This is a genomic window from Xanthomonas sp. F1, assembly GCF_014199855.1.
The window spans coordinates 107,109-127,203 of sequence record NZ_JACHOK010000002.1; the positions used below are offsets into that span (position 1 = coordinate 107,109).

Genomic DNA, 20,095 nt, shown 5'->3' on the forward strand with positions numbered 1-20,095 from the left:
CCATGGCGCCACGTCCTGCGGCGGCGCCATGGCGGAAACCGCCGCGCCGCTCAGGCCAGCAGGCGGAGCTTCGGTTCGCGGCTCCACTGCCGGGTCTTGGCGGCGGTCACGAAGCCCTTGCTGTCGCTGGCCTCGACCACCCCGGCGTCCTTCTGCACGTTGCCGGCCTTCAGCAGCGGCTGCGCGCCGGCGTCGGCGGCGATCGCCTTGAGGTGGGCGAAGGCGTTGCTGACGAAGTCGATGGCCGCCGACTCCTTGCTCAAGCGCTTGCCGGCCTCTGCCGACAGCACCACCGCCACCGCGTCGAACACGAACGAGGGCGTGCCGGCCAACTGGCCGTCGGCGGCCAGGCGCTTGCCGTCGCTGAGGACGGCGCCGCCCAGCTTGGGCGCGACGATCTTGACCACCGCGCCGGCGTCGAGGGCGGCCCTGCGCAACTCGCGCACGGTCTTGGTGTCGGACCCCTCGTCGATCAGGATGCCGATCGCGCGGCCCTGCAGGGTGGGCTTCATGCGCCCGATCAACTGCAGCGCCGGCGACAGCGGCAGGTCCTGCGGCGCGACCGCAGCGGGCGGTGCCGGCGGCAACCCGTCCATGCCCAGGCCGTCGGCGACGCGCTGCGCCAGCTTGGGATCGACGTGGCGCAGATGCCCGACCACGGCTTCTCGCACGTGCGCGGTGTCGACCTTGGACAGTTCGAACACCAGCGCCGAGGCCACGTGCGCCTGTTCCGGCTGCGTCTGGCTGCGGTAGAACATCCGCGCCTGGCTGTAGTGGTCGGCGAAGCTCTCGGCACGCACGCGGCCCTTGGTGCCGTCGTCGGGCTGGGTGCGGTGGCTGACGAAGCCGCGCGCGGTCTCGCGCGGGCTGTCGGCCTGCAGCGAACTGGGTTCGTAGGCGACGCGGCCCTTGGGCACGCCCATCTGCATGTGGCCGTCGCGCTGCATGTTGGCGAACGGGCACTTCGGCGCGTTGATCGGCAACTGGTGGAAGTTCGGCCCGCCCAGGCGGCTGAGCTGGGTGTCCAGGTACGAGAACAGGCGGCCCTGCAGCAGGGGGTCGTTGGAGAAATCGATGCCGGGCACGATGTTGGCCGGGCAGTACGCCACCTGCTCGGTCTCGGCGAAGAAGTTGTCCGGCCAGCGATCCAGCACCATGCGCCCGACGATCTGCAGCGGCACCAGTTCTTCGGGAATCAGCTTGGTGGCGTCCAGGTGATCGAACGGGAAGCTGTCGGCCTGCTCCTCGGTGAACAGCTGCACGCCCAGTTCCCATTCCGGGAAGTCGCCGCGTTCGATCGCCTCGAACAGGTCGCGGCGGTGGAAGTCCGGATCGGCGCCGGCCAGCTTCACCGCTTCGTCCCAGATCGTGGACTGCAGACCGAGCTTGGGTCGCCAGTGGAACTTGACGAAGGTGCTGCGGCCTTCCGCGTCGAGCAGGCGGAAGCTGTGGATGCCGAAACCTTCCATCATGCGCAGCGAACGCGGGATGGTGCGGTCGCTCATCGCCCACATGATCATGTGCAGCGACTCGGGCATCAGCGAGACGAAATCCCAGAACGTGTCGTGCGCGCTGGCCGCCTGCGGGAAGCCGCGGTCCGGCTCCATCTTCACCGCGTGGATCAGGTCGGGGAACTTCAGCGCGTCCTGGATGAAGAACACCGGGATGTTGTTGCCCACCAGGTCCCAGTTGCCTTCCTTGGTGTAGAACTTGACCGCGAAGCCGCGCACGTCGCGTGGCGTGTCCACCGAGCCGGCGCCGCCGGCGACGGTGGAGAAGCGGGTGAACACCGGCGTCTTCACCCCGACCTCGGTCAGCAGCGCGGCGGTGGTGTACTTGGCCAGCGACTTGGTCAATTCGAAGTAGCCGTGTGCGGCGCTGCCGCGCGCGTGCACGATGCGTTCGGGAATGCGCTCGTGGTCGAAGTGGGTGATCTTCTCGCGCAGGATGAAGTCTTCCAGCAGCGTCGGTCCGCGCGGGGTGGCGCGCAGCGAGTTCTGGTTGTCGGCGACCGGAATGCCCTGGTTGGTGGTCAGCGGCGGATGCGTGCCGCCGGCCTGCTGGTGCAGTTCGTCGCCATGGCCGCGCTGGTCGGCGGGCGCGGCGGTGGAGGCGAGGGCGGTGGACGATGCGGAATCGCTGGGCGTGCGCTTGCGGCTGGCCATGGAAGATCGCTCCGGTGCGTGGCGGAAGAAGGCGTCGCGGTGGGGTGCCCGGTGCGTGAGGATGCGGGCGCGGCGGAAGTCCCGATCCTGGGCGGCGCGGCGTGAACGAGCCGTGCAACGCGCCGCATCGCGCGCACTTGTCTACCTGGGGGCGCGCGCTGCGCACGCATAAAAAAACCCAGCCTCGCGCACGAGGCTGGGTCTCGGAGACACCGTCGAACGGTAACGCGGCTCAGACCACCGCGTCTTCCTTGTACGCGTCCACCGGGATGCACGCGCACATCACGTTCTTGTCGCCGTACACGTTGTCCACGCGCGCCACCGGCGGCCAGTACTTCTGCTGCTTCAGCGTCGGCAGCGGGAACGCGGCCAGTTCGCGCGGATAGGCGTGGGTCCACTCGCTGGCGGTGACCTGCGCGGCGGTGTGCGGGGCGTGCTTGAGCGGGTTGTCCTCGCGATCCAGGCGGCCGTCTTCGATCGCGGCGATCTCCTCGCGGATCTGGATCATCGCGTCGATGAAGCGGTCCAGCTCGTGCTGCGATTCGCTCTCGGTCGGCTCCACCATCAGCGTGCCGGCGACCGGGAAGCTCAGCGTCGGCGCGTGGAAGCCGAAGTCGATCAGGCGCTTGGCGATGTCCTCGGCGCCGATGCCGCTGGTCTTCTCCAGCGGGCGCACATCGAGGATGCACTCGTGCGCGACCAGGCCGTTGCGGCCGGTGTACAGCGTCTTGTAGTACGGCGCCAGCCGCTTGGCGATGTAGTTGGCGTTGAGCAGGGCGACCTGGGTGGCCTTGCGCAGCCCGCTGTTGCCCATCATGGTGATGTACATCCAGCTGATCGGCAGGATCGAGGCCGAGCCGAAGCTGGCCGCCGAGACCATGCCGACGTCGCCGTCGCCAGAGTTGAATCCGCCGCCATGGATGGCGGCTTTTTGATTTTCGCCGGCATGGATGCCGGCACGGGGAAGTGTCCGCGGCAGGTACGGCGCCAGATGCGCCTTCACCGCGCACGGGCCGACGCCGGGGCCGCCGCCGCCGTGCGGGATGCAGAAGGTCTTGTGCAGGTTCAGGTGCGACACGTCCGAGCCCCACTTGCCGGGCTTGGCCAGGCCGACCAGCGCGTTCATGTTGGCGCCGTCGGTGTAGACCTGGCCGCCGTGCGCGTGCACCGCCTCGCAGATCGCCACCACGTCTTCCTCGAACACGCCGTGGGTGGACGGGTAGGTGATCATCAGCGCGGCCAGGCGCTCGGAATACTTCTCGGCCTTGGCGCGGATGTCGGCGACGTCGACGTTGCCGTTGCCGTCGCACTTGGTCACCACCACGGTCATGCCGCACATCTGCGCCGAGGCGGGGTTGGTGCCGTGCGCCGACTCCGGGATCAGGCAGATGTCGCGATGGCCTTCGCCGCGGGCGCGGTGGTAGGCGCGGATCGCCAGCAGGCCGGCGTACTCGCCCTGCGCGCCGGAGTTGGGCTGCAGGCTGACCGCGTCGTAGCCGGTGCACTCGACCAGCATCGCTTCCAGTTCGTCGATCAGCTGTTTGTAGCCCACGCTCTGCTCGGCCGGGGCCAGCGGATGGATCGCGCCGAACTGCGGCCAGGTCACCGGGATCATCTCGGCAGTGGCGTTGAGCTTCATGGTGCAGCTGCCCAGCGGGATCATGGTGCGATCCATCGCCAGGTCCTTGTCGGCCAGCGCGCGCATGTAGCGCAGCAGTTCGTGTTCGCTGTGGTGGGTGTTGAACACCGGGTGCTGCAGGAACGCGCTGTGCCGCAGCAACTGCGGCGGCAGCGCATCGGCGGTGGCGGCGTCGAGCGCGTCCACGTCGGCCTGGGCGCCGAACAACTGCGCCAGCGCGACCACGTCGGCGCGGGTGGTGGTCTCGTCCAGGCTGATGCCCAGCGACGCGCTGTCGATTGCGCGCAGGTTGATGCCGGCTGCGCGCGCCTTGGCGTGGATCGCGTCGGCGTCCACGCCGGTGACGTGCAGGGTGTCGAAGAAGCGCTCGCCGACGGCGACGCCGGTACCACGCAGCGCCGCGGCCAGGATCGCGGCCAGCCGGTGCGTGCGGCGAGCGATGCGCACCAGGCCCTCGGGGCCGTGGTACACCGCGTACATCGAGGCCATCACCGCCAGCAGCACCTGCGCGGTGCAGATGTTGGAGGTGGCCTTCTCGCGGCGGATGTGCTGCTCGCGGGTCTGCAGAGTGAGGCGGTAGGCGGGGTTGCCGGCGGCGTCGATCGACACGCCGATCAGGCGGCCCGGCATCGAGCGCTTGTAGGCGTCGCGGCAGGCCATGAACGCGGCGTGCGGGCCGCCGAAGCCGAACGGCACGCCGAAGCGCTGCGAGTTGCCGACGACGATGTCCGCGCCCCATTCGCCGGGCGCGGCGATCAGGGTCAGCGCGAGCAGGTCGGTGGCGACGGCGACCAGGCCGCCCTGCGCGTGTACTGCGTCGGCCAGCGCCTGGTGATCCCCGATGTGGCCGAAGCTGTCCGGATACTGCAGCAGCACGCCGAAGCACTCGGCCTGCAGCGCTTCTTCCGGCGTGCCAACGCGCAGCACGATGCCCAGCGGCTCGGCGCGGGTACGCAGCAGTTCCAGGGTCTGCGGATGCACCGCGTCGTGCACGAAGAAGGTGTCGGACTTGGACTTGGCCGAGCGCTTGGCCAGGGTCATCGCCTCGGCCGCGGCGGTGGCTTCGTCCAGCAGCGAGGCGTTGGCGATCTCCATGCCGGTGAGGTCGGCGCACATGGTCTGGAAGTTGATCAGCGCTTCCATGCGACCCTGCGAGATCTCCGCCTGGTACGGGGTGTAGGCGGTGTACCAAGCCGGGTTCTCGAGAATGTTGCGCAGGATCACTTTCGGCGTGTGGGTGCCGTAGTAACCCTGGCCGATGAAGCTGCGCAGCACCGTGTTCCTGTCGGCGATGGCGCGGATCTTGGCCAGCGCCTCCTCCTCGGTGATGGCGTCGGGCAGCGCCAGCGCGGCGGGCGACTTGATGTTCGCGGGCACGATGGCGTCGGTCATCGCCTCCAGCGAGTCGTGGCCGACGGTGCGCAGCATGTGCGCGATCTCGGCGTCGTTCGGGCCGATGTGGCGCTCGATGAACGCCGAGTGGTGTTCGAGGTCGCGCAGCGAAGAGGTGTGAGACATGGCAGTCGTCCGGCAGAGGAAGGCACAAGGAGGCGGGGACCCGCGCAAGGCCGTCGTCGGACCGCGGTGGCGGGCACGATCGACGGGAAGCGCGGGTCCTCCCAATGCCCCTCTGTCCTTTTGCCTGAGAGTTTGGAAGCGGCGGCTGGCGCTGCGCTTCGTGCCCCTTCGGCGCCGGGTTTGACCGGTCTCTCCAGAGTCTTGGTGCGGGTGGTATCGGGCCTGAGCGATTACGGGCGTTTGCGCCTTCGGCAGCGGGTCGCCCCGCTTCTCCCACCATGCTGCGCGGCGATTATAGCGTGGCCGGCGGCGCCCACGGCGGGCCGCTCGCACCCACGCCAGGCTGAATGGGCAAGCCGCGGCGGATGCGCGCATGCGGCCGCAGCGCGTATCATGGCGGTACTCCCTTCTCTCGCGCCCGTCCATGCCGGACGGCGTCGTCGCGTGTGCGCCAGTCCCTGGCCGCCGCGGCCGGTTTTCAGGATGATGTCCCCATGACGCTCCCGTCCGTGTCCACGCGCCGCATGGCCCTGTTGCTGGCCGGGCTGGCGATGTTCGGCCCGTTCTCCATCGACACCATCTTCCCGGCGTTCCCGCAGCTGGCGCAGCGCCTGCATGCCGATCCGGTGGCGATCCAGCAGACGGTGAGCGTGTACCTGCTGGCCTACGCGCTGATGGGTCTGGCCCACGGGCCGCTGTCCGACGCGCTGGGGCGGAGGCGGGTGATCGTTGTCGGGCTGGTCGTGTTCATCCTGGCCTCGGCCGGCTGCGCGCTGTCGCGCGACCTGCCGACCCTGCTGGCGTTCCGCGCGCTGCAGGGCGTGTCGGCCGGGGTCGGCATGATCGTCGGTCGCGCGGTGATCCGCGATCTGTTCCACGGCGACGATGCGCAGCGGCTGATGAGCCAGGTGTCGATGATCTTCGGCATCGCCCCGGCGATCGCGCCGGTCATCGGCGGCTGGATCCTGGGCAGCGGCCGTGGCTGGCCGGCGATCTTCTGGTTCCTGGTCTGCTTCTCCTCGCTGCTGCTGGTGGCGACGCTGCGCTGGATGCCGGAGACGCATCCGCCGCAAGCGCGCACGCCGCTGGCGCCGCGCACGCTGCTGCGCGACTACATCGGCATTGCGCTCAATCCGCGCTTCCAGCGCCTGGCCGCGGCCGGCGCGTTCAATTTCGGCGGGGTGTTCCTGTACATCGCCTCGGCGCCGGTATTCATGATCGACCTGCTGGGCAAGACCGAGCGCGACTTCGCCTGGCTGTTCCTGCCCACCATCGGCGGCATGACCCTGGGCGCGTTCCTGTCCGGGCGCATGGCCGGACGGCTCGGGCCGATGCGCCAGGTGCGTATCGGCTTCGTCTGCTGCGGCCTGTCGATGGCCAGCAACATCGCCTACACCGCGCTGGCGCCGGCCATCGCGCTGCCGTGGGCGGTGCTGCCGATCTTCTTCGCCGGCCTGGGCACCGCGCTGATCTTCCCGATCCTGGCATTGGCGGTGCTGGACATGTATCCACGCCAGCGCGGGCTGGCATCGTCGCTGCAGGCCTTCACCCAGTTGATGGTCACCGTGCTGGTGGCCGGGGTGCTGTCGCCGCTGCTCAGCGGCCAAGCCCTGCACCTGGCGCTGGGCTCGGGCGCGTTCTTCCTGCTCGGCTGGGGTTTCTGGCGCTGGGAGCGGCGCAGCGGCAAGCGCCTGCCGCGGCCGGACGCGCAGGTGCCGCGGCTGGAACCGGCCGACCCGCTGTGAGCATGGCCGCGGTTGGGCTATCGTCGTCGGGTCATCGTTGAGGAAACCGCATGTCCATCCAGTCCAAGCAGCGCCGCGATCTGCGCAAGAAGCTGGCCGAGCGCCTGCGCCACCGCGCCGAGGGCGCCGCGCCGGCCGCGCCCATCGAACCGCACGCGGAACTGCGCGATCAACAGCGCACGCTGCTGGCCGGCATCGTGCGCCGCGACGGCGAGTGGGTGCTGGGCATGGACGGGCGCATCGCCGGGCAGAGCGAGAGCGCTGCGCAGGTGCTGTCGCTGATCATGCAGGCGGCGGAACTGCACGAGCGCGCCGGCACGCCGGTGCGGCTGATGTACTCGGACGCGCTGAAGGACGCCGCGCATGCCGATGCGCAGGCGCAGGGCCTGAGCTTCGACGAGTTCAAGTCGCGGCATGCCCAGGTCATGGGCCGCGACGACGGCGGCGCGGCGGCCCCGGCCTGAGCCCATGGGCCAGAGTGCCGGCCAGGCTGCGCAGGAGGCCGTGTCGCTGGCGCGGGTGCGTCGCCGCGACGGCATCGCGCTGGTCCAGGCGCACCGCGCCAGCGTCGCCCTGCATCACCCGTGGAGCTATCCGTTCACCGACGTGCCCGGATTCGAGGCCTGGTACGCGCAGACCCTGGACGGCAGCAACATCGCGCTGCTGGCGCGCGAACGCAGCAGCGGCGCGCTTGCCGGCCTGTTCACCTTCAGCCAGGTGGTCGGCGGCTGCTTCCAGAGCGCCTACCTCGGCTACCACGCCATGGCCGGCTGCGAAGGCCGCGGACTGATGACGCATGCGCTGCGCCTGTGCGTGGCCTACGCCTTCGCCGAGCTGGGCCTGCACCGGGTGGAAGCCAACATCCAGCCGGACAACACCCGCTCGCTGGCGCTAGCGCAGCGCGCCGGCTTTCGCCGCGAGGGCTATTCGCCGCGCTACCTGCGCATCGGCGGGGTGTGGCGCGACCACGAGCGTTGGGCGCGGCTGGCCGACGACTGAGCTGGCGGTGACCTATGCGGCTGGCAGCGCTCAGCGCCGAGACGGTGGCGTCGTCGGGGCCGGCGTAGGGGATGCGGGCGAGGTGGTTTGCGCCGATACAGGCGCCGACGCTTCCCACCCGCACATCCGACCCTGGTTCTGTTGCTTGAGCCACTCCTGCATCGGCGCGAAGTATTCCAGCAGCGGGCCGGCGTCGATGCGCTCGTTGCCGGTCAGTTCCTTCAGCGTCGCTTGCCACGGCTGGCTGGCGCCACGTTGCAGCATCGACCAGAACTTCTGCCCGGCTTCCTTGTTGCCGTAGAAGGTGCACTCGTACAGCGGGCCTTTGTAGCCGGCGGCGTCGCACAGGCTCTTGTAGAACTGGAACTGCAGGATGTGCGAGAGGAAGTAACGCGTGTACGGCGTGTTGGCCGGCACGTGGTACTTGGCGCCGGGGTCGAAGAAGTCCTCGCCGCGCGGCGTCGCCGGCGCCACGCCCTGGTACCTGGCCTTCAGCTCCCACCAGGCCTGGTTGTAGCGGTCCGGGGCGATCGAGCCGTCGAACACGCCCCAGCGCCAGCGGTCGATCATCAGCCCGAACGGCAGGAACGCGACCTTGCTCAACGCCATGCGCATCTGCGCGTTGATCAGCGCCTCGCGGCCGACCTGCGGTGCGTCGACCAGGCCGATCGAATGCAGGTACTGCGGGGTCACTGCCAGCACCACGGTGTCGCCGATCGCTTCGTGGAAGCCGTCGTTGGCGCCGCCCTGGAACAGCGGTGGCAGCGGGTTGTAGGCCAGGTCGTAATAGAGGTGGCCGAGCTCGTGGTAGATGGTGGTGAAGTCTTCTTCGTTCGGCTTGACGCACATCTTGGTGCGCACGTCGCCGGCCATGTCCATGTCCCAGGCGCTGGCGTGGCAGACCACGTCGCGGTCCAGCGGCTTGATGAACTGGCTGCGCGACCAGTAGCTGTCCGGCAGCTTGGGCATCGCCAGCGAGGTGTAGAAATCCTGCGCGCGCTCGGTCATCTGCCGCGCGCTGAGCAACTGCGCCTCGCGCTGGGCCATGAACCGCGCCTCCGGCGAGGTGTCGCCGTTGCGCCGCGCCAGCGCCGCGCTCAGGTTGCCTTGGTATTGCCGCTCCAGCGCGTCGGTGATGTCCAGGCTGCCGGCGCCGGGGTAGGGCTGCAGCAGGTCCCACAGGTTGCTCCAGTCCTGCTGCCACATGTTGCCGAGCAGGTGCGCCGGCAGTAGGCCGCCGGCGAGTTCGCCCTTGTCCTTGCCGTATTCGGCGTCGAGCTTGCCGCGCGCGTAGCAGTGCAACTGTTCGTACAGCGGCTTGACCTGGGTCCACAGCCGGTCGGTCTCGGCCGCGAGCTGTGCCGGCGGCATGTCGTAGCCGCTGCGCCACAGCGCGCCGGTGTCGGCGTAGCCCATGTCGCGCGCGCCTTCGTTGACCAGTTCGACGAAGCGCTGATAGTCCTTGCGCATCGGTTGCACGGCGGCGTGCCAGCCCTGCCACGCGTCCAGTTGCTGGTCGTAGTCGCGGCTGCGGCGCAGCACGTCCTCCAGTTCGCCCAACTGCCGGCAGCGGCGCGCATCCCCTTCTCCGGTGCAGTAGGACGCGGCGCCGTAGGCGCCTTCCATCTTCGTCGCCAGCGCGGCCAGTTCGGCCAGCCGCGCCGGATCGCGCGGTGCCGGCATCGCGGTCATCTGCTGCAGCAGGCGCAGCGCGCGGGCGCTGTCGGCCGACATCGGCTTGCCGTCGTAGCGCCGCGCCTGCGCGATCCAGCCGTTGAGCGTGGTCAGCCAGCGCGCGTTGGCCCTGGCCGCCAGCCGCTCGCTGTCGCCGTTGATGTAGGTGGCCGACAGCCACTGCGCCGCGGTCAGTTCCGGCAGCAGCGCGCGGTACTCCTCGTTGATGCGGGCGACGAACTGGTCGGCGCTCTCGCCCTGGGGCTGGGCCGCGGCGGGGGCGGCGGTCTCGGCCGCGGGTTCCTTGCGGCAGGCGGACAGCGTCAGCAGGCCCGCGCCGAGGCACAGCGCGAGCAGAGGAGAGCGGAGGGTCACGGCGAATCCTTGCAGGGCGATTGCCCGGAAGGCTAGTGGCCCGTCAGCACCGCCGCAAGTTCGGGCGGCGCAGCCTTGGCCGCGCCGCCGCGTCCCGTCATGCCATGACCGCGCGTGGACGGGGTTACCGCGGCTTGGCGCACTGCGCGAACAGGTCGCGCGTGTGGTCGTAGACGCCGGTCCTGACCTGCATCAGGCCCAGCACCGACGGGAACAGGTTGTCCTGGTCGGCGTACGTGCGCGACCGTGCCTGCAGGCAGGCCAGGTCCAGGCCGCGCGCGTTGGCGAAGCCGGGCGAGAACCACATCACCATCGGCACGTGGGTCTGCTCCTGCGGCGCGATCGCATACGGCACGCCGTGCAGGTACAGGCCCTTCTCGCCCAGCGACTCGCCGTGGTCGGAGAGGTAGATCATCGCCGTGTCGTAGTCGGGCATGGCCTGCAGCGTGTCGATGGTGCGCGCCAGCAGGTGGTCGGTGTACAGCAGCGAGTTGTCGTAGGCGTTGGTGATCAGCTCGCGGCTGCAGTTGCCCAGGTCGGCGGTGTCGCAGGTCGGGGTGAAGCGGCGGAACGCGGCCGGGTAGCGCTCGAAATAGCTGGGGCCGTGGCTGCCGAGCTGGTGCAACACCACCACGCGGTCGCCGGGCTTGGCGCGCACCTGCGCGGCCAGGTCCTGCAGCAGGATCTCGTCCATGCAGCGTCCGTCCTTGCACAACTGCGGATCCTTGGCGTCGTCCAGGTGCTGGATCTGCAGGCCGTCGCACACGCCCTTGCAGCCGGACTGGTTGTCGCGCCACAGCGTGGCGATGCCGGCGTGCTCGAGCACGTGCAGCAGCGACTGGTGCTTGCGGATGTTGCTCTCGTTGTAGTCGTGGCGGCCGAACGGCGAGAACATGCACGGTACCGAGACCTCGGTGCTGGTGCCGCAGGAGTGCATGTCGGGGAAGTTGATCACGTCGCGCTTGGCCAGCTCCGGCGTGGTCTGCCGCGCGTAGCCGTTGAGGCCCCAGTTCTGCGCGCGGGCGGTCTCGCCCAGCACCACCACCAGCAGCCGCGGCTTGCTGCCCGGTGCACGCGCGGTGGCCTTGGCGTCGTGTTCCAGCGGCAGCTTGGGCGCCTTGCGCGTGGGGCTGTCGGACTTGAAGTTCTGCCGCAGCGCGACAAGGTAGTTGATCGGCGTGGCCAGGTAGCGGATCTCGCGATGGTTGCGCATCATCGCCGACAGATCCTGGAACGAGAGCATCGCGGCGACGCCGCCCAGCGCCAGCATGCCGACCAGGAAGCCGGCGCGGATCGCCAGCGCCTTCAGCGGCGAACGCCGGATCAGCCGTACCCGCCACAGCACCAGGATCGGCAACACCGCGTAGAACAGCAGCGGCGCGATCAGCGCCGGTGTCATCAGCTCGCGCGATTCCTTGTGGTCGGTGGCCAGCACGTTGCGCAGCATGTCCGCGTCCAGGTAGACGCTGTAGCTGTTCATGTAGTGCGCGGCGAACGCGGTGGTGATCAGCAGCAGGGTCAGCACCGGCTTGGCGATGCCGCGCCACAGCAGCAGGCCGAGCAGCAGGCCGTGCACGGCCAGCAGCAGCAGGAACAGCGACAGCGCCAGCTTCACGTCGCCGCCGTGGCCGCTCATCGCGCTGCGCCAGAACATGCCGTTGCAGGCCAGGGCGAAGAACGCGCTGGCCGCCAGCGCCAGCGTCTCGTTGCTCAACTGCGGACGCCAGGCCCACCAGCGGGCGCGGGGGGCGGTGGACGACGAGGGCGAGGCGACGGGATGGCTCATGCGGCGGAATCGTTGGTGATGGAGAGGCGCCGGTCGGCCCGCGACGCCATCGCGTCCGGCCACAGCATCGCCCGGTACAGGCCCAGTGCCACGCCCCAGCACAGGGCTAGCGTCCACAGGTCGTGCGACATGAAATGCGCGCCGCGCAGCTGTTGGCCGAGACCGAACAGCAAGCCTCCCCCGAGGCCGATCGCCAGTGCTGGCCAGCGCCAGGCTGGCTTGAGCGCCAGCGCGACGAAGTACAGCCCCACCCAGGCATAGCCGGCACTGGAATGACCGGCGGGGAAGCATACCCCGCGCGGCATGCCGGCCGGGCGGGTCTCGAACAGGCCCACGAAAATCCGCTCGCCGCCGTAGCGGGCCAGATCCCAGGGGCAGTCCATGTGGGTGACCGACTTCAGCAGCGACACCACGCCCGTGCTCAGCCCCACCGCCAGCAGCAGATACAGCAGCGGCAGCCGGTAGCGGCGGCCGTCGGGACGGCGCCAGGCCCACACTGCCAGGCCTGCGGTCACCGCCCACGCCGCAGCGCTCAGCAGCTTGCCGTCGTGGTGGATCAGGCTACGGGTCAGCGCCGCATCCTTCAGTGCCCACTGCCCGCCTTCCCAGCGGTACAGCAGGTCGGCGATCCAGAAGTCGCCGCCCAGGCCCATCAGCACGGTGCTGGCCAGCAGCACCAGGGCCAGCGGCACCCACAGATGGGAGAGATAGAAGTGCCGGCGTGCGCCGAGGTGGGGCGCCGCCGCAGCGGACAATCGCAGAGGCGTACTGAGCATGGTCGACGAAGGCGGCCAGGGACGGCGGGAAAGTGGGGGCATGGTCGGGTTGCAGGTGTCGGATAGCTGTCGGAACTGCGGAATAAGAGAGCCGAGGCTTCAGCAAAGGTTGCGCACGGCCGCGGTGATGCAAGCGCCGGGCCACCGGCGTCGCACATGTGGCGAGTGGCGAGAAACGGTGCGGGTCGGGGCGCGGTGGCGGCGTGCGGGGAGGGCAGCCTGACGCGGTCGTGTTGGGATCCTTTCCAGGTTTTGTCGAGATTCGATCAAGACGCGTCGCCGTTCTGACGGCGTTCCGACATGGTTCCGCTAGCATGGGCGGGTCCGTCCCCCGAATTCGAGCGCCCCCATGCGGCTGCTGGTCATAGAAGACAACCGGAACCTGGTCGCCAACCTGTTCGACTACTTCGAGGTGCGCGGCCACACCCTGGATGCGGCGCCGGACGGCGTCACCGGGCTGCACCTGGCCACCACCCAGCGCTACGACGCGCTGATCCTGGACTGGATGCTGCCGCGCCTGGACGGGCAGCAGGTGCTGCGCGCGCTGCGCGAGGAGCACCATGCCGACGTGCCGGTGATCATGCTGACCGCGCGCGACGAGCTGCCGGACAAGATCGCCGGCTTCCGCGCTGGCGCCGACGATTACCTGACCAAGCCGTTCGCGCTACCGGAGCTGGAAGTGCGGCTGGAGGCGCTGCTGGTGCGCGCCAGTGGCCGTGGCCGCAGCAAGCTGCTGCGCGTGGGCGACCTGCAGTTGGACCTGTCCACGCTGGAAGTGACCCGGGGCGGGCGCACCCTGCACCTGTATCCGGCCTGCCGCAAGCTGCTGGAGGTGCTGATGCAGGCCAGCCCGGCCGCGGTCACCCGCGATCGGCTGGAGCAGGCGCTGTGGGGCGACGAGCCGCCGGACGGGGACATGCTGCGCTCGCACATCTACGACCTGCGCCGCAGCGTCGATGGCCCGTTCGCGGCCAAGCTGATCCACACCCTGCCGCGCATCGGCTACCGCCTGGCGGTGGTCGGCCCCCACGAGGGCGAGCATGCCGACTAGGGCCGGGCTGCGGCAGCGGCTGACCCTGTGGCTGGTGGGCTACGCGGCGCTGCTGTCGCTGGCGGTGTTCGTGCATGGCTACATCGTCAACGACCAGGCCGAGCAGCTCACCTGGCGCTCGCTGCTCACCTCTGAACTGGACCACTTCCTGGCACGCAGCGCGGCCGATCCGGACTACCGCTGGATCGACACCCGTACCGTGAGCCTGTACGGCGACGAGGGCGGTGCGCCGCTGCCGCCGGCGGTGGCGGCGCTGGGCCCCGGCCTGCACGACGAAGTGCAACTGGAAGGCAGCGAGAAGGTGGTGCTGGTGCAGGACGTGCGCGGGCGCCGCCTGGCGCTGGCGCTGGACATCACCGAACTGCACGACCACGAGGACAACCTGGCACTGTGGATGCTGGTGTCCAACGCGGTGGCGGTGCTGCTGCTCGGCGCGCTGGTGGCCTGGGGCATGGGCCGCGTGGTGCAGCCGCTGATCGACATGGCCCAGCGCATCGGCAGCCTGCGCCCGGACCGGCCCGGGCAGCGCATCGAGGTGCATCCGCGCGCCAGCGCCGAGCAGGTGGTGATCGCCGAAGCGTTGAACGATTACCTGGCACGCAACGATCTGTTCGTGGAGCGCGAGCGCGCCTTCATCGACAGCACCAGCCACGAGCTGCGCACGCCGGTGGCGGTGATCGGCGGCGCCGCCGAGCTGGCGCTGGAGCAGCACGACGTGCCGCCCAGCGTGCGCAACCAGTTGCTGCGCATCCGCCGCACCGCCAGCGGCGTCGGCCAGCTCATTTCGCTGCTGCTGGTGCTGGCCAAGGACCCGGCGCGGCTGGCGCGCGGCAGCGACCTGGTGCGGCTGGACCAGTTGCTGCCGGAAATCGTCGAGGACCACCGCCACCTGTGTGCGGACAAGCGCCTGGAACTTGCCCTGGCGCCGTTGCCGCCGTGCGAGGTGGAGACCCCGCTGGCGATCCTGCAGGTGGCCATCGGCAACCTGCTGCGCAACGCCATCGAGAACAGCGACAAGGGCCAGATCCAGATCACGCTGCTGGCACCGGGCGTGGTCTGCATCGACGATCCCGGCCACGGCATGAGCCCGGAAGAGATCAGCGCGATCTACATGCGCATGGCGCGCGGCGGCGGCAGCCGCGAAGGCAGCGGCATCGGCCTGGACCTGATCGCGCGGCTGTGCGAACACCTGGGCTGGGCGCTGCACCTGGATTCGCTGGCCGGCACCGGCACCCGCGCGACGCTGGACCTGAGCAGCGCGCTGAAGCGCCCCGGCGCGTTGCCGCCGTCGCCCGCGTCGGAGTGACCGGCTAGGGCCGCGCCGGCAGCAGGCCGCGTTGCGCCAGCCAGGCGCGCGCGTCGTCGGCGTCCTGTTCGAACCAGGCACGGGTGGAGCCGAGCCGGTAGGTGTAGCCCCAGGCGTCCATGTCCGCCATCAGCCGCGCACGGCCCACCCCGGGCAGAGCGTCGGCCAGCACGATCTGCAGGTAGCAGGTGGCGTCTTCCTCTTCCACCGAGTCGGTGGCATCGGTATGCACCTGCGCGCGCCGCTGCGGCGGCAGCACGATCAGGTGGCAGGCCTCGTGCAGCAGCGAATGCACCGGCGTGTCGTCGCGCACGTAGACGTCGCTGGCGATGACCCCGGCTTCCGGCTCGCCCCAGTAGCTGCCGGGAATGGCGGCGCCGTCGGCGACGCGGTGCAGGGCCAGCCCGTAGCCGGCCAGCAGCGCGCGCGGCGCGTCCAGGCCGATCGCACCCACGGTCAGCACCTGAGCGGCGGCAGCGGGGAGGGCGGTGTCGCTCTGCATCGTATGGAGTTCGTTGGGACGGAAAAGGCGCGGCGGGCGCGCCCGATCACGGCAGGCACGGTGCGGTGGCGCCGCGCGACCGGTGCGTCAGCTGCGGCACCGGCCACGGCCGGCGCGCGGCCTCAGGGCGTCGGCCCTTCCGGCAGGGCGACGGAGATGTCGAGCACGTCGTGCTCGCCGTCCTTGACCAGATCCACCTTGACCGCGTCGGCGTCGATGTTGACGTACTTCTTGATCACTTCCAGCAGCTCGCGCTGCAGCAGCGGCAGGTAGTCGGGGCCGCCGCGGTGGCTGCGTTCCTGCGCGATGATGATCTGCAGGCGGTTCTTCGCGGTTTCGGCGGTGTTCTTCTTGGTCTTGAGGAAATCGAATAGTCCCATGCTCACCCTCCGAACAACTTGGTGAAGAAGCCCTTCTTCTCCACGGAGATGAAACGCATCGGACGTTCCTCGCCGAGGATGCGCGCCACGGCGTCCTCGTAGGCCTGGCCGGCCGGGGATTCGCCGTCCAGGATCACCGGCTCGCCCTTGTTGGAGGCGTTGAGCACGTCGCCGGATTCGGGGATCACGCCGATCGCCTTCAGGCCGAGCACTTCCTCCACGTCGGTGATGCTGAGCATCTCGCCGGTTTCCACGCGCGCCGGGCTGTAGCGGGTCAGCAGCAGGAACGCGGGCAGGCTCTTGCCGCTCTCGGCCTTGTGGGTCTTGGAGTCGAGCAGGCCGAGGATGCGGTCGGAGTCGCGCACCGAGGACACTTCCGGATTGACCACCACCACCGCGCGGTCGGCGAAGTACATCGCCAGGAACGCGCCCTTCTCGATGCCGGCCGGCGAATCGCAGACGATGTAGTCGAAGCCGTCGGCGGCGAGGTCCTTGAGCACCTTCTCCACGCCTTCCTGGGTCAGCGCGTCCTTGTCGCGGGTCTGCGAGGCGGCCAGCACGAACAGGTTGTCGAAGCGCTTGTCCTTGATCAGCGCCTGCTTCAGCGTGGCTTCGTTGTGCACCACGTTGACGAAGTCGTACACCACGCGGCGCTCGCAGCCCATGATCAGGTCGAGGTTGCGCAGGCCCACGTCGAAGTCGATCACCGCGACCTTCTTGCCGCGTCGCGCCAGCCCGCAGGCCAGGCTCGCGCTGGTGGTGGTCTTGCCGACGCCGCCCTTGCCGGAGGTGACAACGATAATTTCAGCCAAAGGACTATCTCCTGATACGTTCGTGGTTGGGCCGCGTCAGTCTTGCGCGGCGATCATGATCTGGTCCTGCTCCAGCCAGACCTGGACGGCCTTGCCACGCAGTTCCTTGGGAATATCGTCCAGCACCTTGTAGTGGCCGGCAATGGCGACCAGTTCGGCGTGGAAGTCGCGGCAGAAGATCCGCGCCTCGGTGTTGCCCTGCGCGCCGGCCAGGGCACGGCCGCGCAGGCTGCCGTAGATATGGATGCTGCCGTCGGAGATCACCTCGGCACCGGCGCCGACGGTGGCCACCACGGTCAGGTCGCAATTCTCCGCATACAGCTGTTGCCCGGAGCGCACAGCGCTCTTCTGCATGCGCCCGGGTTGCGGGCGCGCCGCCGGCGCGGGCGGCGGCGGAGGCGGTGGCGAGACCGGCGCCGGCGCGGTGGCGGGCGCGCCGCCATCGAAACGCTCGTACTGCGCGCGGAACTTGGCCAGCAGCGGCAGGCCCAGCGACACCGACAGCTCCTCGATCTCGCGGGTACCGTAGGCCAGCGCCACCGGCAGCACGCCGGCGTCGCGCAGGCCGTCCAGCAGCGCCTGCGCGGTGGCCGTGTCGGGGGTCTGTGCCAAGCCGCCGAAATCGATGATCACCGCGGCACGGCCGAACAGCTTGGGCGCGCGCTGCACCCGCTCGCGCATCTCCTGGCTCAGCCGCGCCACGTCCAGTGTGCGCACGCGCAGGTTGGCGATGCCGACCTGGCCGATCTTCAGTTCGCCGGCCTGCTCGAAATCCAGATTCACCGACGACACGCTCAGGTCCCGGTCGGGCGCTGCGCCCGCTGCAGTCGGTGGGCGTGGCCGGCCCAGGGCAGGTCGGGCAGGGTGTCGCCATAGGTTTCGCGCACCCAGGCGTAACTGCACAGATCCTTCAACAGCATGCTCGCACGCACCTCCACTTCGTTCATCGTGTTCTGGCCCACTTCGCGGAAACCGAAGCTGCCATGGAACAGCAGCGCCGCATCGGCGCCGTGGTCCAGGAAAACCTCGCACGCCAGTTGCGGGTAGCGCAACTCGGCGTAGCTCTGCACGTCGGCGTAGAACGCCCGACCGACACCGCCGCCGCGGCGGCGGCTGGCCACCACGATGCGGTCGATGTAGAAAAACTGCGGGTAGCGCTCGCGGAACCAGGCGAAATTGCTGCTGTCGTGGTCGCTGTCGCTGCCGAAGCCGACCAGGAAGCCGGCCAGGTTGCCGTCGCGCTCGGCGACGCGGAAGTACTCTGCGGTTTCGTAGAAGCGGTGCAGCTTGGCCGAATCCAGCGGCAGGATCGCCAGTCCGGCGTTGTTGTTCAGGGCCAGGACCGAATCGAGCTCGTGCTCGCGCACGTCGCGGATGACGATCGACATTGAGACTCCATTGCTGATGCGCGCGCGGCCCCGTGCGGGCCGCCGGGCCGGATTATCGCACGCGCGACCCGGGGCGGCGAGCCGCGCCGGCATGACTTCCGTGGGAGTGCAATGCGCGCCGTTCATCCTAAGATGGCGGCATGTTGGGATATCTCAGCCATACCCGCGTTCTGCGCTATGCCGGCCTGTTCACCTGGGCGGTCATCTGCATGCCGTTGCTGTACCTGTACTGGGAGCCGGTCGAGGAATCGGGGCGGATGCCCAGCGGCGAGGTGTGGCTGCTGCTGGCAAGCTATCTGGGCTTCGGTGTGGTCTATTTCCTGCTGACCCGGCGCCTGCACAGCGGCGACGGCGTGCGCTGGTACGACCGCGGCATGCTGGTGCTGCTGACCATCTGCGCGCTGGCGGTCGGCTACCTGCATCGCTCCGGGCTGGGCAGCATCCTGATGATGGTGGCGGCCGGGGTGATCCCGTGGCTGCTGCCGGTGCGCGCCGGCGTGGCCTGGCTGCTGCTGAGCCAGCTGGCGGTGCTGCCGGTGTACCTGACCATCGGCTTCCCGCCGTTCGAGGCGCTGATGCAGTCGCTGCTGTACGGCGGCTTCTCCATGTTCATCTTCGTCACCAGCCTGGTCGCGCGCCAGCAGACCCAGGCCCGCGAAGAACAGCGCCAGCTCAACGCCGAACTGCGCGCCACCCGCGCGCTGCTGGCCGAGAGCGCCCGGGTCAACGAGCGCACCCGCATCTCGCGCGAACTGCACGACCTGCTCGGCCACCACCTGACCGCGCTGAGCCTGAACCTGGAAGTGGCCGGCCACATCACCGAGGGCCGCGCCCAGGAGCACGTGCAGCAGGCGCATACCCTGGCCAAGCTGTTGCTGACCGATGTGCGCGAGGCGGTGAGCCAGTTGCGCGACAGCGGTGCGATCGACCTGGCGGCGGCGCTGCGGCCGCTGGCCGAGCGGGTGCCGTCGCTGCACATCCACCTGCAGGTGGAGGAGCCGCTGACCGTGGAGGATCCCGAGCGCGCACACGTGTTGCTGCGCTGCACCCAGGAGATCATCACCAACGCGGTGCGCCACGCCCAGGCCGACAATCTGTGGATCGAGGTGCGCCGCGATGGTCCGCAGGTGGTGATCCAGGCGCGCGACGACGGCCGCGGTTGCGAGACCCTGGCCCCCGGCAACGGCCTGCGCGGCATGCGCGAGCGCCTGAGCCAGTACGGCGGCAGCCTGGACGTGGCCGCCGCGCCCGGCGCCGGCTTCCGCCTGCGCGCCGCCGTCCCCGGCGCCGCCACCCTGCTGCCGCCCGCCGTTCCCCAAGGAGTGTTGTGATGATCCGTGTCTGCCTGGTCGACGATCAAACCCTGGTGCGGCAGGGCATCCGCTCGCTGCTGGCGCTGGACGGCGGCATCGAGGTGGTGGCCGAGGCCAGCGATGGCCGCCAGGCGGTCGACCTGATCCCGCAGGTGCTGCCCGACGTGGTGCTGATGGACATGCGCATGCCGTCGATGTCGGGGCTGGAGGCGCTGCAGACGCTGTCGCGCGCCGCCGCGCTGCCGCCGACCATCATCCTGACCACCTTCGACGACGACCAACTGGTGCTGGCCGGGCTCAAGGCCGGGGCCAAGGGCTATCTGCTCAAGGACGTGTCGCTGGAGCAACTGGTCGGCGCGATCCGCACCGTGGCCGCCGGCGGCTCGCTGGTGCAGCCGGCGGTGACCCAGCGCCTGCTCTCGGGCCTGGAACACATGCGCAACGACTTCGTCAGCCTGGACCGGCCCGACCCGCTGACCGATCGCGAGACCGAGATCCTGCGGCTGATGGCCAGCGGCTTCTCCAACAAGGAGATCGCCAACTCGCTGGGCGTGGCCGAGGGCACGATCAAGAACCACGTCTCCAATATCCTCTCCAAGCTTGGGGTGCGCGACCGCACCCGGGCGGTACTGAAGGCGTTCGAGTTGCAACTGGTCTGACGGGACG

17 protein-coding genes and 1 riboswitch are annotated in these 20,095 nt (G+C 69.6%); of the genes, 7 read left to right on the forward strand and 10 right to left on the reverse strand.

From position 1 onward, the window contains the following. Nucleotides 1–50: 50 nt before the first annotated feature. Together GGR71_RS05175 and gcvP are read right to left on the reverse strand one after the other, a co-directional pair. Nucleotides 51–2,165, reverse strand: a complete 2,115-nt coding sequence (locus GGR71_RS05175; protein WP_160962842.1) for a catalase — start codon at nucleotides 2,163–2,165, stop codon at nucleotides 51–53. 232 nt (nucleotides 2,166–2,397) lie between these two features. Then, nucleotides 2,398–5,322, reverse strand: a complete 2,925-nt coding sequence (gene gcvP, locus GGR71_RS05180; RefSeq protein WP_160962840.1) for an aminomethyl-transferring glycine dehydrogenase — start codon at nucleotides 5,320–5,322, stop codon at nucleotides 2,398–2,400. 102 nt (nucleotides 5,323–5,424) lie between these two features. After that, nucleotides 5,425–5,529, reverse strand: a riboswitch (glycine riboswitch). A 287-nt stretch (nucleotides 5,530–5,816) separates the two neighbouring features. Between gcvP and GGR71_RS05185 the strand changes: the two genes are divergently transcribed. The 3 genes from GGR71_RS05185 to GGR71_RS05195 are packed head-to-tail and all read left to right on the forward strand — an operon-like array spanning nucleotide 5,817 to nucleotide 8,066. After that, on the forward strand, nucleotides 5,817–7,067 hold the full coding sequence (locus GGR71_RS05185) for a multidrug effflux MFS transporter (RefSeq protein ID WP_237474551.1): 1,251 nt from the start codon (nucleotides 5,817–5,819) through the stop codon (nucleotides 7,065–7,067). A gap of 50 nt (nucleotides 7,068–7,117) precedes the next feature. Continuing rightward, nucleotides 7,118–7,531 (forward strand): hypothetical protein, encoded by a 414-nt coding sequence (locus GGR71_RS05190; protein ID WP_160962838.1) that lies wholly within the window; start codon nucleotides 7,118–7,120, stop codon nucleotides 7,529–7,531. Nucleotides 7,532–7,535: 4 nt separating this feature from the next. Next, nucleotides 7,536–8,066: a GNAT family N-acetyltransferase gene (locus GGR71_RS05195; protein ID WP_160962836.1), complete on the forward strand. Its 531-nt coding sequence runs from the start codon at nucleotides 7,536–7,538 to the stop codon at nucleotides 8,064–8,066. A gap of 30 nt (nucleotides 8,067–8,096) precedes the next feature. Here the strand turns inward: GGR71_RS05195 and GGR71_RS05200 are convergent, their stop codons facing one another. From GGR71_RS05200 to GGR71_RS05210, 3 genes are all read right to left on the reverse strand, one after another. Continuing rightward, the gene (locus GGR71_RS05200) at nucleotides 8,097–10,115 is read right to left on the reverse strand and encodes a M2 family metallopeptidase (RefSeq protein WP_160962834.1); all 2,019 of its coding nucleotides are present in this window, start codon (nucleotides 10,113–10,115) and stop codon (nucleotides 8,097–8,099) included. Nucleotides 10,116–10,239: 124 nt separating this feature from the next. Then, nucleotides 10,240–11,901 carry a phosphoethanolamine transferase gene (locus GGR71_RS05205; RefSeq protein WP_160962832.1) on the reverse strand — a complete coding sequence of 554 codons (1,662 nt, stop codon included), beginning with the start codon at nucleotides 11,899–11,901 and terminating at the stop codon, nucleotides 10,240–10,242. Continuing rightward, the gene (locus GGR71_RS05210) at nucleotides 11,898–12,677 is read right to left on the reverse strand and encodes a phosphatase PAP2 family protein (protein WP_160962830.1); all 780 of its coding nucleotides are present in this window, start codon (nucleotides 12,675–12,677) and stop codon (nucleotides 11,898–11,900) included. The genes GGR71_RS05205 and GGR71_RS05210 overlap by 4 nt, the downstream gene beginning before the upstream one ends. A gap of 349 nt (nucleotides 12,678–13,026) precedes the next feature. Between GGR71_RS05210 and GGR71_RS05215 the strand changes: the two genes are divergently transcribed. Together GGR71_RS05215 and GGR71_RS05220 are read left to right on the forward strand one after the other, a co-directional pair. Further along, complete coding sequence (locus GGR71_RS05215) at nucleotides 13,027–13,728, forward strand: response regulator transcription factor (RefSeq protein WP_010340248.1); 702 nt, start codon at nucleotides 13,027–13,029, stop codon at nucleotides 13,726–13,728. Next, nucleotides 13,718–15,034, forward strand: coding sequence for a sensor histidine kinase (locus tag GGR71_RS05220; protein ID WP_160962828.1), 1,317 nt, complete (start codon nucleotides 13,718–13,720; stop codon nucleotides 15,032–15,034). The genes GGR71_RS05215 and GGR71_RS05220 overlap by 11 nt, the downstream gene beginning before the upstream one ends. A 4-nt stretch (nucleotides 15,035–15,038) precedes the next feature. On the opposite strand, the gene GGR71_RS05225 is transcribed toward GGR71_RS05220, so the two are convergent. The 5 genes from GGR71_RS05225 to GGR71_RS05245 all read right to left on the reverse strand — a co-directional run bounded on the left by GGR71_RS05225 (nucleotide 15,039) and on the right by GGR71_RS05245 (nucleotide 18,116). Then, the gene (locus GGR71_RS05225) at nucleotides 15,039–15,536 is read right to left on the reverse strand and encodes a hypothetical protein (RefSeq protein WP_160962826.1); all 498 of its coding nucleotides are present in this window, start codon (nucleotides 15,534–15,536) and stop codon (nucleotides 15,039–15,041) included. 122 nt (nucleotides 15,537–15,658) lie between these two features. Continuing rightward, nucleotides 15,659–15,916, reverse strand: coding sequence for a cell division topological specificity factor MinE (minE, locus tag GGR71_RS05230; RefSeq protein WP_010340245.1), 258 nt, complete (start codon nucleotides 15,914–15,916; stop codon nucleotides 15,659–15,661). A 2-nt stretch (nucleotides 15,917–15,918) separates the two neighbouring features. Further along, the gene (gene minD / locus GGR71_RS05235; protein WP_048491491.1) at nucleotides 15,919–16,728 is read right to left on the reverse strand and encodes a septum site-determining protein MinD; all 810 of its coding nucleotides are present in this window, start codon (nucleotides 16,726–16,728) and stop codon (nucleotides 15,919–15,921) included. 36 nt (nucleotides 16,729–16,764) lie between these two features. Beyond that, nucleotides 16,765–17,520, reverse strand: coding sequence for a septum site-determining protein MinC (gene minC, locus GGR71_RS05240; RefSeq protein ID WP_160962824.1), 756 nt, complete (start codon nucleotides 17,518–17,520; stop codon nucleotides 16,765–16,767). Between the two features lie 2 nt (nucleotides 17,521–17,522). Next, on the reverse strand, nucleotides 17,523–18,116 hold the full coding sequence (locus GGR71_RS05245) for a GNAT family N-acetyltransferase (RefSeq protein WP_010341204.1): 594 nt from the start codon (nucleotides 18,114–18,116) through the stop codon (nucleotides 17,523–17,525). 140 nt (nucleotides 18,117–18,256) lie between these two features. On the opposite strand from GGR71_RS05245, the gene GGR71_RS05250 reads away from it, so the two are divergent. Together GGR71_RS05250 and GGR71_RS05255 are read left to right on the forward strand one after the other, a co-directional pair. Further along, a complete protein-coding gene (locus GGR71_RS05250) occupies nucleotides 18,257–19,447 on the forward strand; it encodes a sensor histidine kinase (protein WP_048491489.1) in 1,191 nt (396 codons plus the stop codon). Continuing rightward, the gene (locus GGR71_RS05255; RefSeq protein WP_048491488.1) at nucleotides 19,447–20,088 is read left to right on the forward strand and encodes a response regulator; all 642 of its coding nucleotides are present in this window, start codon (nucleotides 19,447–19,449) and stop codon (nucleotides 20,086–20,088) included. Before GGR71_RS05250 ends, GGR71_RS05255 begins: the two co-directional genes overlap by 1 nt. The last annotated feature ends 7 nt before the right edge of the window (nucleotides 20,089–20,095 follow it).

Excerpts from the sequence above, each read along its gene's own strand:
- GGR71_RS05175 (WP_160962842.1), bottom strand. The coding sequence starts at position 2,165 with ATGGCCAGCCGCAAGCGCACGCCCAGCGATTCCGCATCGTCCACCGCC.
- GGR71_RS05215 (WP_010340248.1), top strand. The coding sequence starts at position 13,027 with ATGCGGCTGCTGGTCATAGAAGACAACCGGAACCTGGTCGCCAACCTG.
- GGR71_RS05225 (WP_160962826.1), bottom strand. The coding sequence starts at position 15,536 with ATGCAGAGCGACACCGCCCTCCCCGCTGCCGCCGCTCAGGTGCTGACC.
- GGR71_RS05185 (WP_237474551.1), top strand. The coding sequence starts at position 5,817 with ATGACGCTCCCGTCCGTGTCCACGCGCCGCATGGCCCTGTTGCTGGCC.
- gcvP (WP_160962840.1), bottom strand. The coding sequence starts at position 5,322 with ATGTCTCACACCTCTTCGCTGCGCGACCTCGAACACCACTCGGCGTTC.
- GGR71_RS05255 (WP_048491488.1), top strand. The coding sequence starts at position 19,447 with ATGATCCGTGTCTGCCTGGTCGACGATCAAACCCTGGTGCGGCAGGGC.
- GGR71_RS05210 (WP_160962830.1), bottom strand. The coding sequence starts at position 12,677 with ATGCTCAGTACGCCTCTGCGATTGTCCGCTGCGGCGGCGCCCCACCTC.
- GGR71_RS05190 (WP_160962838.1), top strand. The coding sequence starts at position 7,118 with ATGTCCATCCAGTCCAAGCAGCGCCGCGATCTGCGCAAGAAGCTGGCC.
- minE (WP_010340245.1), bottom strand. The coding sequence starts at position 15,916 with ATGGGACTATTCGATTTCCTCAAGACCAAGAAGAACACCGCCGAAACC.
- GGR71_RS05195 (WP_160962836.1), top strand. The coding sequence starts at position 7,536 with ATGGGCCAGAGTGCCGGCCAGGCTGCGCAGGAGGCCGTGTCGCTGGCG.
- GGR71_RS05205 (WP_160962832.1), bottom strand. The coding sequence starts at position 11,901 with ATGAGCCATCCCGTCGCCTCGCCCTCGTCGTCCACCGCCCCCCGCGCC.
- GGR71_RS05245 (WP_010341204.1), bottom strand. The coding sequence starts at position 18,116 with ATGTCGATCGTCATCCGCGACGTGCGCGAGCACGAGCTCGATTCGGTC.
- GGR71_RS05220 (WP_160962828.1), top strand. The coding sequence starts at position 13,718 with ATGCCGACTAGGGCCGGGCTGCGGCAGCGGCTGACCCTGTGGCTGGTG.
- GGR71_RS05250 (WP_048491489.1), top strand. The coding sequence starts at position 18,257 with ATGTTGGGATATCTCAGCCATACCCGCGTTCTGCGCTATGCCGGCCTG.